We start from the raw sequence: 11,832 nt of genomic DNA, 5'->3' as shown, positions 1-11,832 counted from the left end.
CTGCACGTGAGCAAAGGCCACGATGCTCCGCATCGAGACCTTCGCTCCCGCGCACCGAGGCACCGCGCCGAGCACCTGCTCGCTACGGCGCGGAACTGCCAGACACGACCTAGTTGCTGACCGGGCGGTCGGCCGGCGCGACGCCGGTCGACCCCCGGATCACCAGGCGGGTCTCGAGCTTGACCGTGATCGGCTCGCTGAAGTTCTCGCCCTCGCGGAGCTGGTCCAGGAGCAGGTCCACCGCGGCCGAGCCCAGCTCCGCGGCCGGGACATGGATGGACGTCAGCATCGGGTGCGTGACCGTCGACAGCGGGCTGTCGTCGATACCGATCACGCTGATCTCCCGGCCCACCTGCATGCCGCGCTCGGTCAGTCGCGACATCACGCCGAGCGCGATCAGGTCGTCGTACGCGATGGCGGCCGCGACGTCGGCGGACTGCAGCAGGTCGGCGGCCCGCATCCCGGCCTGGATCTGCGGCTCGAACGGGCCGAGCTCGCGCAGTTCCACGTCGTTCGCCGCGCAGGCGGCCGCGAGGGCGTCGCGGCGTTGCTGGTTCGACCAGGAGCGGCGCGGGCCGGCCAGGTAACAGATCCGCCGGTGACCGAGTGAGACCAGGTGCTCGACCGCTTCCTGCATGCCCTCGGACTCGTCGATCACGACACTGCCGGCGCCCTCGACCTCGCGGTTGACGAAGACCACGGGCAGTTGCTGCGCGAGCCGGGTCAGCTCGGCGGGCGCGGTCCGCGGCGAGGCCAGGATCAGGCCGTCCACCTGGCGGCTCAGGCCGCGCGCGAGCTCGAGCTCGTCGGCCACGTGCTCGTCGGTGTCGGCGATCAGGACGGCGTACCGCTTGTCGCGGGCGCGGGCCTGCACCGACTTGATGATCGGCGGGAAGAACGGGTTCGCGATGTCGGGGACGACCAGGCCGACGGTGTCGGTCCGGCCGGAGACCAATGAGCGGCCGGCCCGGCTCGGCGCGTACCCGAGCTGCCGGGCCACCCGTTCGATGCGGGTCCGGGTCTCGGCGTTGACCTTCTCCGGATCGGTGAGCGCCCGCGACACGGTCGAGGTCGACACGTTGCAGGCCGCGGCCACCTCCGCCAGCGTGACAGCCAATGCAGCTCCCGAGGTCGTCGTGGATCTTCACGGCATCGTAGCGCAAACGATTGCCGTGACTCTGGACCCTGATTGTAACCACTTCGACGGGATTCCACTGCAAACCGTTGACTCTTGCTGCAAACGTTGGCAGTCTCATCTCACCCCGGCCGGTCCGGCCGCGGATCGAAGGGAGATCCCGTGCGCTCCAGGAAGAAACTGACAGCAATCGTGACCGGTCTGGTCGTGCTGTCCGGGCTGACGGCTTGTTCGGGGGGAGGCGGTGGAGCCGCCTCGGCCGCCGGCACCGCACCGCTGACGGTCGCCGCGTACTCGCAGCCGACCCTGCAGCCGAACTTCAACCCGTTCTCGGTGAACGCGCTGCGCGGCACCATCGGGCTGATCTACGAGCAGCTGTTCGACTTCAACACCGCGCATCAGAACGAGTTCATGCCGAGCCTGGTCACGAAGTACAGCTGGGCCGCCGGTGGGAAGGCGATCGACCTGGCACTGGACAACCGCGCCAAGTGGTCCGACGGCAGTGCCCTGACCGCCGACGACGTGGTCTTCACCTTCGGCTACCTGAAGCAGCACGACCTGCTGGCGCTGCCGGTCGACCAGGTGACCAAGACCGCCGACGGCGTCCACGTGACGTTCACGAAGCCGGCGTACGCCGCCATCCAGGATCTCGGCCGCACGGTGATCGTGCCGAAGAAGGTCTGGGCGGCCAAGGACCCGGACACCGACACGAACCTGAAGCCGATGGGCAGCGGCCCGTACTCGCTCGGCCAGGTGACCGGCCAGCAGGCGACCTTCAAGGCCCGCTCGGACTACTGGAAGCAGCAGGTTCCGGTGCCGCAGATCACCTACGTCACCACGAGCAGCACCAATCTCCTCACGCAGCAACTGGTCCGCCACGAGATCGACCTGGCGTACGCCGGGATCCCGGACGTGAAGAACCAGTTCGTGCAGCGCAACCAGGCGCAGAACCACCTGTGGCCGATCTACGCGAGCATGAAGCCGCTGATGCTGAACCTGCAGCGCAAACCGTTCGGCAACGTGCACGTCCGCAAGGGACTGGCGCTGGCGCTCGACCGGCAGGCGGTCACCGACGCGTACAACCCGGGTGTCTACCAGCCGGTCGGCCCGACCGGTCTCTACCAGGGCACCTGGTCGTCCTGGATCGATGCGGCCGACCGGGATCCGCTGAAGCCGGATCAGCAGGCCGCGCTGGCCGAGCTCGCGAAGGCTGGGTACACGCAGCAGGGCGGTAAGCTGATCGGGGCCGACGGCAAGCAGTTGAAGCTGCGGATCCTGACCGTCAGCGCGTTCGCGGACGGGATGGCGTATTCGCAGGAGCTCGCTGGACAGCTCGCTGCGCTGGGCATCGACGCCGCGGTGAACGGCGTACCGTCGGCGGCGTACACCGGTGACGAGGACAAGCGGGACTTCGACGCGATCTACGGTGACGCGTTCACCTTCGGCACGAACCCGTACACGTTCTACAACAAGATGCTCTCGGCGAAGTCGAAGACCAACGTGGTCGGCTGGAACGACCCGGCCACCGAGTCCGCGCTGGGTGCGCTCGCGCAGGCCGCGCCGGACGCGCAGCTGGCCGCGTCCAAGCCGCTGCAGCAGATCATGCTGACCCAGGTCCCGGTGATCCCGGTCGCCGTGAAAGGTACGCCGTACATGTACAACACCGAGCACTGGACCGGCTGGCCGAGTGCCGAGAACCCGTACACGACACCGGATCCCGGGGCCATCAGTGGTGTGTTCGCGGCCAAGCTGTTCCTCTCGCTGAAGCCGGCATGACGCGACTCCTGGGTACGCCGTTCGCGCAGCGGATCGGGTTCTACCTGCTGGCCGCCTGGTCCGCTGTCACGATCAACTTCGTCCTCCCGCGGCTGATGCCGGGTGATCCGGCGTCGGCGATCCTGTTCAAGATGTCCGAGCTCGGACCGGTGTCGGAGCAGCAGGAGGAACTGGTGCACCGGCTGTTCGGCGGCGCGCGCGGTCAGTCCTGGTGGCACGAGTACGTCGGCTATCTGAACGGGATCGTGCACCTCGACTTCGGCAGGTCGATCTCGTTCTACCCGGCGACCGTCTCGTCGGTGGTGCGGTCCGGCTTCCTGTGGACGTTGCTGCTGGTCGGCAGCGCGACCGTGATCGCGTTCGTGGTCGGTACCAGTCTCGGCATCGTGGCCGGCTGGCGTCCGGGACGGGCGATCGACTCGGTCGGCAGCCTGGTGTCGATCTTCCTGCACTCGGTGCCGTACTTCTGGGTGGCGCTGATCCTGGCGTACGTGTTCTCCTTCACGCTCGGCTGGTTCCCGCTGTCCGGTGGTGCCGACCTCGGCCTGGTGCCCGGGTTCACGCCGGACTTCCTGAACAGCGCGGTCCGGCACGCGATGTTGCCGGCCGCAACGATCGTGCTGACGTCGGTGAGTGGCTGGATGATCCACATGCGCAACATGATGGCGTCGGTGGTGAACGAGGACTACGTGCTGCTCGCGCAGGCGAAGGGTCTGCCCGGTCACCGGGTGGTGTTTTCGTACGCCGCGCGGAACGCCGTACTGCCGAGCATCAGTGGCTTCGCGGTGTCGATCGGGATGGTGGTCGGCGGGTCGCTGCTGACCGAGATGGTGTTCAACTATCCCGGTCTCGGCAGCCTGCTGAACCAGGCGATCGTGAACGTCGACTACCCGCTGATGCAGGGCCTGTTCCTGATCATCTCGCTGACGGTGCTGGCGGCGAACTTCGTGGTCGACTCGGTCTACGTGCTGATCGACCCGCGGACCCGGGAGGTGTCGTGATGAGGCGGCTGTGGACCAGCGGGGACCGGAAGGTGACCGTCGGGTTGGTCGTCCTGACGCTGATGCTGCTGATCGCACTGGTCGGACCAGTGTTCGTCAGCGCCGTACTCGGCCAGTCGCCGACCAAACTGCATGCGGGCCCGCCGATGGCCCCACCGTCCGGCGATCACTGGCTGGGTACGACGTCCTCCGGCGTCGACGTGTTCGCGCAGTTCGTCACCGGGACGCGGGTCTCGGTGTTCGTCGGTCTGGTCGGCGGGACGATCTCGACGTTCCTCGCCGTGCTGTTCGGCCTGGTCAGCGGCTACCACACCGGAAAGGCGGGTGCGGCGCTGACCGGCTTCGTCAACATCTTCCTGGTGATTCCGGGGCTCCCGCTGCTGCTCCTGATCGCCAGTTACACCCGAGGCCGAGGCGGATGGCCGGCGGTCGCGTTGATCATTGGTCTGACCAGTTGGGCGGGCGGCGCGCGGGTGAAGCGAGCGCAGACGTTGTCGCTGCGCAACCGGGACTTCGTCGCGGCCGCGCGGTACAGCGGGGACAAGCAGTCGCGGGTGCTGTTCCTCGAGGTCGTACCGCACCTGGCTCCGGTGATCGCGTCGACGTTCCTGTTCGCGGTGGTGGGTTCGATCGCGGCGGAGGCCGGGCTGGACTTCATCGGCGCCGGCAACACGAACACGGTCAGCTGGGGCACGATGCTCTACTGGGCGCAGTCGCAGGGCGCGTTGCAGAGCGGCGCGTGGTGGTGGTTCCTGCCGCCGGGTCTCGGCATCGCCCTGGTCGGTACGGCGGCCGGCCTGGTGAACTTCGGTATCGACGAGCTGTCCGACCCGCGGCGCCGTACGTCGCGGATCTCGGGACGTCCGAAACGGCGCAAGGTCAGCCGGACGGTCAGCGGAACGGGGGCGGCGGTATGACGTTGCTCGAGGTGCGGGACCTGGTGGTCGAGTACGGGACGGATCCCGCGGTGCGGGCCGTCGACGGAGTGTCGTTCGACGTCGGGCGCGGCGAGATCTTCGGCGTACTCGGGGAGAGCGGCAGCGGGAAGACCACGTTGATGACGGCGATCACCCGGCTGCAGCGGCCGCCGGCCCGGATCGCCGGTGGGACGGTGACCTACCGGCCGGCCGACGGCGAGCCGGTCGAGCTGGTCGGCTGCGGGCCGCGGCGACTGCGCGAGCTGCGGTGGGAGCGCGTCGCCGTGGTGTTCCAGAGCGCGATGAGTTCGCTGAATCCGGTGATGCGGGTCGGTACGCAGTTCGCTGACGCGATCCGCGCGCATCGGGCGATGAAACGGTCCGAGGCCTGGGAGCGGGCGGGCGAACTCCTGGAGCTGGTTGGTATCCCGCGCGACCGGGTGCGTAGCTACCCGCATGAGCTGTCCGGCGGGATGCGGCAGCGGGCCGCGATCGCGTTGTCGCTCGCGTGCCGTCCGGATCTGGTCGTGATGGACGAGCCGACCACCGCGGTGGACGTGGTGATGCAGCGGCAGATCCTCGACAACCTGAAGGAGCTGCAGGCGACCTTCGGGTTCTCGGTCCTCTTCGTCACCCATGACCTGTCGCTGCTCGTCGAGCTCGCCGACCGGATCATGGTGATGTACGCCGGTCGCGCGGTGGAGATCGCCGCGGCGGGGGACATCTATCGCGATCCCCAGCATCCGTACACCCAAGGGCTGCGGGACTCGTTCCCGTCGCTGCACGGCCCGCGCCGGGCCCTGCGTGGAATCGGCGGCGCGCCGCCGGACCTGCGGCGGTTGCCGGCCGGGTGCGCGTTCGAACCGCGCTGCCCGCAGGCGATCGGCGAGTGCCGGGACACCCTTCCGGCGCTGCTCGACCGCGACGGCGCCCAGGCCGCCTGCCTGCTCCTGGACCGTGAGTTGGAGAATCGGGAGGTGCCGCATGTTGGAGGCCGTTGAGGTCAGCAAGCGGATGGCTCTGTACGGGCGGCGGCGTGGGGAGTGGTTCACGGCCGTCGACTCGGCCTCGTTGAAGCTCGAGCCCGGCAAGGTCGTCGCACTGGTAGGCGAGAGCGGTTCGGGCAAGAGCACGCTCGCCCGGATCCTCACCCTTGGCGACGAACCGACCGGAGGAACCGTTCGGCTGGCAGGCAAGGACGTCAGCCACCGGCGCCGGGCCGACCGGCAGGCGCACTTCGGCCAGGTGCAGCTGATCATGCAGGACCCGTTCGCGTCGCTGAACCAGCTGCACCGCGTGCGGTACATCCTGAGCCGCCCGTTGCGGAACTTCGGGACCGCCAAGGACGGTGACCTGACCGGCCGGATCATCGAGCTGCTCGAGCGAGTCAACCTGACGCCGGGGGAGCAGTACATCGACAAGTACCCGCACGAGCTGTCCGGTGGCCAACGGCAACGGGTCGCGATCGCCCGCGCGCTGGCCGCCGACCCGGCGGTGCTGATCGGCGACGAGCCGGTCTCGATGCTGGACGTGTCGATCCGCCTCGACGTACTGCGGTTGTTCGCGGATCTGTGCGCGCGGGACGGGCTGGCGATGCTCTACATCACGCACGACATCGCGAGCGCGCGGTACTTCGCGGACGAGATCAACGTGATCTACGCGGCCCGGATGGTCGAGGGTGGTCCGGCCGAGGAGGTCACGCAGCGGCCGCGGCACCCGTACACGCAACTGCTGTTGGAGTCCTCGCCGGATCCGGACCGCGAGGGCGCGCGCAGTACGTTGCCGATCGTCGACGCGTCGAACGAGCCGGTCGACCGGGAGCAGGAGCTGGCCGGCTGCCCGTTCGCGGCGCGGTGCCCGCATGCGATGCCGGTGTGTTCCGAGCGACCACCACCGTCGACCACGTCCGCCGACGGCCACTGGTCCCGCTGCTGGCTCGACCATCCGGTCTGACCAGTGCACCAGCTGACCTGCCCACCGGTCTGACCAGTGCACCGGCCGACCACCTCACCCGGCGGATTGTTCGAGGATCCAGCCGTTGCCGTCGGGGTCGTGGAACGAGGCGAACTGCTGGTGGAAGACGCCGCTGAGGTCGTGCGAGACCTCGCTGATCGCGACCCCGCGGCAGGCGAACTCCGCACGGGCGGCCACCAAGTCGTCCACCACCAGATGCAGACCCTGGCACGAGCCGGGTAGTGCACTGGTCAGACCAGTACCGATCACGATCGAGCACGCCGAGCCGGGCGGGGTCAGCTGCACCACCCGCAGATCGCGGCCGTTCGCGTCGTCCCGGTCGAGCCGGAACCCCAGCGCTCGGTAGAAGTGCCGCGACCGGTCCACGTCCGACACCGGTACGACGATGACTTCGAGCTTGCAGTCCATCGGTCCAGCGTCAGTACTGCGTGCCGACTTCGCACCCGTGCAACACCCTGGTCACCGTCTGTTGTTAGCGCAGGCAGCGGACGGGGTAATGGTGTGGAGTGACTCGGTCAGTGATCGTGGGTGGGTTCGTCAGCGCTGCGCTCGTCGCGCTGACAGCGTGCGGGAGTTCCCGCACGGCCGGCTCCGGCACAACTGTGACTACTACGGTGACGGCGCCGAACACCGCTCCACCCAGCAGCGACCCGCCCAGCACAGCCCCGCCGACGACGGCGCCTCCCCAGACCGCCCAGCCGACGACCCCTCCACAGAGCACCGCGCCGGCGGTCCCCGCGCGGCCGTCCGCCAAGGTCGGCGTCGTACCGAACGTGGTCGGGCTGAACCACCAGCTCGCGCAGGACACCATGCAGGCAGCCGGGTACTACTACCTGACCGAACAGGACGCCACCGGTCAAGGCCGCCTGCTGATCAACGACCGGAACTGGGTCGTCGTCGCGCAGGAACCAGCCGGTGGAACGCGCGCCGCGGCCGACACCAAGATCGTCCTGAAGTCGAAGAAGATCGGCGAGTAGCAGCTCCTGCCCGGCGGGTGGCTCAGGGCGTGTCCGAGCCCCGCTCCTGTTCCTGCGTGACCAGCTCCGCAAGATCCGACAGCCGGTTCCGGGCGGACAACTGCCGGGCGATCCGCTGGTTCCCGCGCAGGCGATCGGCGTTGCGGTCCAGGAACCACCAGTACCCGGCGGTGAACGGGCAGGCGTCCTCGCCGACGCGGACCTTCGGGTTGTACCGGCAGTCGCCGCAGAAGTCGCTCATCTTGTCGATGTACGCGCCACCCGCGGCGTACGGCTTGGTGGCCAGCGCGCCACCGTCGGCGTACTGCGACATCCCGACGACGTTCGGGACCATCACCCAGTCGTAGCCGTCGACGAACGAGCGGTGGAACCAGTCGGTGACCTCGACCGGGTTCCAGCCGCGCTGCATGGCGTAGTTGCCGAGCACCATCAGCCGGGGGATGTGGTGCACCCAGCCGTGCTCGCGGACCCCGCGCAGTACTTCGGACAGGCAGCGCGCCTCGACCTCGCCCGCGCTGTCGAGATCGGTGAACCACGACGGGATCTTCCGCTGCGCCAGCAGCTTGTTGCGGCGGCGGTAGTCGGGACCGAAGTGCCAGTACAGATGCCAGATGTAGTCCCGCCACCCGATCAGCTGGCGGACGAAGCCCTCGACCGAGGCCAGCGGCGCGTCGCCGGACCGGTACGCGGCCTCGGCGAGGTCGACCACCTCGAGCGGATCGAGCAGGCCGAGGTTCAACGGTGCCGAGAGCAACGAATGCGCCATCCAGTCGTCACCCGACAGCATCGCGTCCTCGTACGGCCCGAAGTCCGGCAGGCGGTCCACGATGAACCGCTTCAGCGCCTGCAGCGCCTCCGAACGGGTGACCGCGAACCGCCGCGGGCCGTCGACCCCGACGAAAGAAGCCTGCCCCTCACGCTCCCACCGGTCCAGATCGGCTCGGACCTCTTCGTCGATCTCGTCCTCCTCCGGCCACCACGGCTCCGGCGTACCGAGCGTCTTCGCGCGGGGCGGCGCGTCCCGGTTGTCGTGGTCGAAGTTCCACTGCCCGCCGACGGGGGAGCTGCCGTCCACGAGTACGCCGAGCCGCACCCGGGCCTCGCGGTAGAAGTCCTCCATCAGCAACCGCTTCGCGCCTCGGCGCCCGGCCCATTCCTCGAAGTCCTCGCGGCTGGTGGTGAAGCCACGCGCCGGCAGTACGTCGATCCGCGGCTGCCGGCGCACGAACTCCTCGGCGGCGTACGTCGTCGGGCTGCACACCGTGAGCGGTTCACGAATCCCGTTGAGCGCCTGTTGGTAGGTGTCCGCGCGCACGTAGTCGACCCGGTCGCCCAGTTCGGCCGCGCGGTGCCGCATCGCGGACAGCACGAGGTGCGCCTTCTGCCGGTGGAACCGCCGGCGCGCGAACACCCGGGCCGACTCGATCATCAGGAGCCGGTCGTCGGTGTCGGACACGAAGTGCGGGCCCAGCTGGTCCCCGAAGATCCACCGCAACGTCATCCCGACAACCTAGCGCCCTGAGTCGAAGGGTTTCCTTCTGATCGAAGTTAATTCCGTCCGAGTGGTTGACAGCGTCCGCCCACGCAATTAACTTCAACTGGAAATAAAGCCGTCGATACCGACAAGGTGGGACGTGTGAGCGACCGTCTGAACGTGCTGGTCGTCATGGCCGACGAGCAGAGCTGGAACACTTTGGGCTGATTCTGGGTGCACTATGGCGACTGAACGGGCGACTGAGCGACTGACCGCGATCCAGGACGGCGCCGACAGCCGTCCGGCCGGCCGGCGCTGGGCGCCGAGTAAGCGGCTGCTGGCGCATTTCGCGCTGATCGTCGTCACGCTTGTGATGCTCTATCCGCTGGTGTGGATGGTGGCGAGCTCCTTCAAACCGACCGACGAGATCTTCTCCCAGCCGGGACTGATCCCGAAGCACTTCGAGCGTCGAACCACGCCGAGGGCTGGAAGGCGTCAGTACGGCGTTCAGCATCTTCATCGAGAACTCGCTGTTCATCTCGGTGACGGCGATCATCGGCAACGTGATCTCCTGCAGTCTCGCGGCGTTCGCGTTCGCCCGGCTGAACTTCTTCGGCCGCCGGATCGCGTACGTGACGATGCTGGTGACGCTGATGCTGCCGACGCACGTGACGCTGGTGCCGCAGTACATCCTGTTCAACAAGCTGGGCTGGGTGAACACGTTCTACCCGCGCGGTCACCGGCGTGTCCCTCCCGGTGGACGGCGGCATGCTCGCCGCGCTGCCGCACTGGGCCTGATCTGTGGCCTGATCACACACACTAGAACAGCGAGGTTTTCATGGGATCTGCGCGACCGAACGTCCTGATCATCCTGGTCGACGACATGGGGTACTCCGACATCGGCTGCTACGGCGGCGAGATCGGGACCCCGAACATCGACGGCCTGGCCGAACACGGCGCCCGGCTGACGAACTTCTACAACACCGCGCGCTGCAGCCCGTCGCGGGCCTCGCTGCTCACCGGCCTGCACCCGCACCAGACCGGCGTCGCCGAACTGGTCAACAACGACGGCCCCGGCGGCTACCCGGGCAGTCTCACGCAGCGGTCCGCGACACTCGCCGAGACGTTCCGCGCGGCCGGGTACCACACGCACATGACCGGCAAGTGGCACCTGTCGAACGAGCGTGAGCAGCCGACCGACACCTGGCCGACGCGGCGCGGGTTCGAGCGTTTCTGGGGCACGATCAGTGGCGCCGGCAGCTACTTCCAGACCACCACGCTGCACGACGGAGAGACGCCCGTACCGCTGTCCGAGCTCGGGCCGGATTTCTACTACACCGACGAGATCGGCGCGCACGCGGCGGCGGCGATCCGGGAGGCCGACGGCGACCGGCCGTTCTTCGGGTACGTCGCCTTCACCGCCCCGCACTGGCCGCTGCACGCCAAGGAGGACGATCTCGCCGAGACGCGCGGGCTGTTCGACGAGGGCTGGGACGTACTGCGGACCCGTCGCCGGCAGCGCCAGCTCGACGCGGGCATCTGCGCGGCCGACGCGACGCTCGATCGGCGGGACGCGGAGGTCCCGGCGTGGGCGGACGAGCCGGAGCAGAAGTGGCAGCTCGAGCGGATGGAGGTGTACGCCGCTCAGGTCCGCGCGATGGACCGCGCGGTCGGCACGATCCTCACCGCGCTCGACGAGACCGGGCAGCGGGACAACACGATCGTGCTGTTCCTGTCCGACAACGGCGGCTGCGCCGAGGAACTGAACAGTGCCCCTGAGGCGGCGGACCGCTTCCGGCAGCACCACCTGATCATCCCGCCGAGCGCCCCCGACGGTACGCCGATGCGCGTCGGCAACACGCCCGACATCCGGCCGGGGACCGCGGACACGTACACGAGCTACGGCCAGGCGTGGGCGAACCTGTCGAACACCCCGTTCCGCCTCTACAAGCGTTGGGTGCACGAAGGTGGTATCGCGACGCCGCTGATCGTGTCCTGGCCCGCGGGCGGTCTGACCGACACGGTGCTGGACGCGCCGAACCAGTTGACCGACATCGCGCCGACGTTGCTCGAGGCAACCGGCGTACCGGCGCTGACCGAGCGGAACGGGGAGTCGCTGCCGGCGCTGCCCGGTCACAGCATGCTGGAGCTGTTGCGGGGTGGTTCCGCGAACGAGCACGACCTGTTCTGGGAGCACATCGGCAACGCCGCGGTCCGATCAGGGCAGTGGAAGCTCGTGCGCGAGTACGAGGGCCCGTGGGAGCTGTACGACTTGTCCAACGACCGCAGCGAGAGCCGCGACCTGTCGGCAGACCATCCGGAGCGAGTGCAGGACCTGTCGGCCCGTTGGCAGGCGTGGGCCGACACCGTCGGGGTGATCCCGTACGGCGACGTACTCGCGGCCCGCGCGTCGATGCCGAACCAGCCCGCCTGAGATGAGCGCCCGGCCGAACATCCTGCTGGTGACGACGGACAGCAGACGCACTTCGGTGGACCGGCGACGTTCGACGACGAATGCGTTCTCGGTGGTGAGAAGGGCGCCACGGTCGCCGACGACTACGCGAAGCACCTCGCCGAC

The 11,832-nt window shown here is 68.5% G+C and carries 11 protein-coding genes; 8 read left to right on the top strand and 3 right to left on the bottom strand.

All coding sequences use genetic code 11. The features are described from left to right. Positions 1–109: 109 nt before the first annotated feature. Positions 110–1,117 carry a LacI family DNA-binding transcriptional regulator gene (locus ACFYRH_RS38975; RefSeq protein WP_387785551.1) on the bottom strand — a complete coding sequence of 336 codons (1,008 nt, stop codon included), beginning with the start codon at positions 1,115–1,117 and terminating at the stop codon, positions 110–112. Between the two features lie 180 nt (positions 1,118–1,297). Between ACFYRH_RS38975 and ACFYRH_RS38970 the strand changes: the two genes are divergently transcribed. From ACFYRH_RS38970 to ACFYRH_RS38950, 5 genes are read left to right on the top strand one after another with little or no spacing between them, the layout of a single operon-like run. Continuing rightward, positions 1,298–2,911 carry an ABC transporter substrate-binding protein gene (locus ACFYRH_RS38970; protein ID WP_387785549.1) on the top strand — a complete coding sequence of 538 codons (1,614 nt, stop codon included), beginning with the start codon at positions 1,298–1,300 and terminating at the stop codon, positions 2,909–2,911. Continuing rightward, positions 2,908–3,912: an ABC transporter permease gene (locus ACFYRH_RS38965; protein ID WP_387785546.1), complete on the top strand. Its 1,005-nt coding sequence runs from the start codon at positions 2,908–2,910 to the stop codon at positions 3,910–3,912. Before ACFYRH_RS38970 ends, ACFYRH_RS38965 begins: the two co-directional genes overlap by 4 nt. Further along, positions 3,912–4,829, top strand: coding sequence for an ABC transporter permease (locus tag ACFYRH_RS38960; RefSeq protein ID WP_387785545.1), 918 nt, complete (start codon positions 3,912–3,914; stop codon positions 4,827–4,829). The genes ACFYRH_RS38965 and ACFYRH_RS38960 overlap by 1 nt, the downstream gene beginning before the upstream one ends. Then, the gene (locus ACFYRH_RS38955; RefSeq protein ID WP_387785544.1) at positions 4,826–5,830 is read left to right on the top strand and encodes an ABC transporter ATP-binding protein; all 1,005 of its coding nucleotides are present in this window, start codon (positions 4,826–4,828) and stop codon (positions 5,828–5,830) included. Before ACFYRH_RS38960 ends, ACFYRH_RS38955 begins: the two co-directional genes overlap by 4 nt. Next, positions 5,814–6,782, top strand: a complete 969-nt coding sequence (locus tag ACFYRH_RS38950; protein ID WP_387785543.1) for an ABC transporter ATP-binding protein — start codon at positions 5,814–5,816, stop codon at positions 6,780–6,782. The genes ACFYRH_RS38955 and ACFYRH_RS38950 overlap by 17 nt, the downstream gene beginning before the upstream one ends. A gap of 54 nt (positions 6,783–6,836) precedes the next feature. Here ACFYRH_RS38950 and ACFYRH_RS38945 read toward each other — a convergent pair whose 3' ends face one another. Next, entirely contained in the window at positions 6,837–7,211 is a 375-nt protein-coding gene (locus ACFYRH_RS38945; protein ID WP_387785542.1) for a VOC family protein, read from the bottom strand. Positions 7,212–7,417: 206 nt separating this feature from the next. Between ACFYRH_RS38945 and ACFYRH_RS38940 the strand changes: the two genes are divergently transcribed. Continuing rightward, on the top strand, positions 7,418–7,780 hold the full coding sequence (locus ACFYRH_RS38940; protein ID WP_387785540.1) for a PASTA domain-containing protein: 363 nt from the start codon (positions 7,418–7,420) through the stop codon (positions 7,778–7,780). A 22-nt stretch (positions 7,781–7,802) separates the two neighbouring features. On the opposite strand, the gene ACFYRH_RS38935 is transcribed toward ACFYRH_RS38940, so the two are convergent. Continuing rightward, positions 7,803–9,281 (bottom strand): cryptochrome/photolyase family protein, encoded by a 1,479-nt coding sequence (locus ACFYRH_RS38935; protein WP_387785537.1) that lies wholly within the window; start codon positions 9,279–9,281, stop codon positions 7,803–7,805. A gap of 515 nt (positions 9,282–9,796) precedes the next feature. On the opposite strand from ACFYRH_RS38935, the gene ACFYRH_RS38930 reads away from it, so the two are divergent. Further along, complete coding sequence (locus ACFYRH_RS38930; protein ID WP_387785535.1) at positions 9,797–10,120, top strand: hypothetical protein; 324 nt, start codon at positions 9,797–9,799, stop codon at positions 10,118–10,120. Next, complete coding sequence (locus ACFYRH_RS38925; RefSeq protein ID WP_387785534.1) at positions 10,093–11,688, top strand: arylsulfatase; 1,596 nt, start codon at positions 10,093–10,095, stop codon at positions 11,686–11,688. Before ACFYRH_RS38930 ends, ACFYRH_RS38925 begins: the two co-directional genes overlap by 28 nt. Positions 11,689–11,832: the final 144 nt, after the last annotated feature.

The organism is Kribbella sp. NPDC004875, from assembly GCF_042873375.1.
In the GTDB taxonomy this organism is placed as follows: Bacteria; Actinomycetota; Actinomycetes; order Propionibacteriales; family Kribbellaceae; genus Kribbella.
Note: the sequence above shows the minus strand (reverse complement) of the source record. Positions and strands in the feature narration are given on the sequence as shown.

Excerpts from the sequence above, each read along its gene's own strand:
- ACFYRH_RS38950 (WP_387785543.1), top strand. The coding sequence starts at position 5,814 with ATGTTGGAGGCCGTTGAGGTCAGCAAGCGGATGGCTCTGTACGGGCGG.
- ACFYRH_RS38945 (WP_387785542.1), bottom strand. The coding sequence starts at position 7,211 with ATGGACTGCAAGCTCGAAGTCATCGTCGTACCGGTGTCGGACGTGGAC.
- ACFYRH_RS38925 (WP_387785534.1), top strand. The coding sequence starts at position 10,093 with ATGGGATCTGCGCGACCGAACGTCCTGATCATCCTGGTCGACGACATG.
- ACFYRH_RS38965 (WP_387785546.1), top strand. The coding sequence starts at position 2,908 with ATGACGCGACTCCTGGGTACGCCGTTCGCGCAGCGGATCGGGTTCTAC.
- ACFYRH_RS38955 (WP_387785544.1), top strand. The coding sequence starts at position 4,826 with ATGACGTTGCTCGAGGTGCGGGACCTGGTGGTCGAGTACGGGACGGAT.
- ACFYRH_RS38935 (WP_387785537.1), bottom strand. The coding sequence starts at position 9,281 with ATGACGTTGCGGTGGATCTTCGGGGACCAGCTGGGCCCGCACTTCGTG.
- ACFYRH_RS38960 (WP_387785545.1), top strand. The coding sequence starts at position 3,912 with ATGAGGCGGCTGTGGACCAGCGGGGACCGGAAGGTGACCGTCGGGTTG.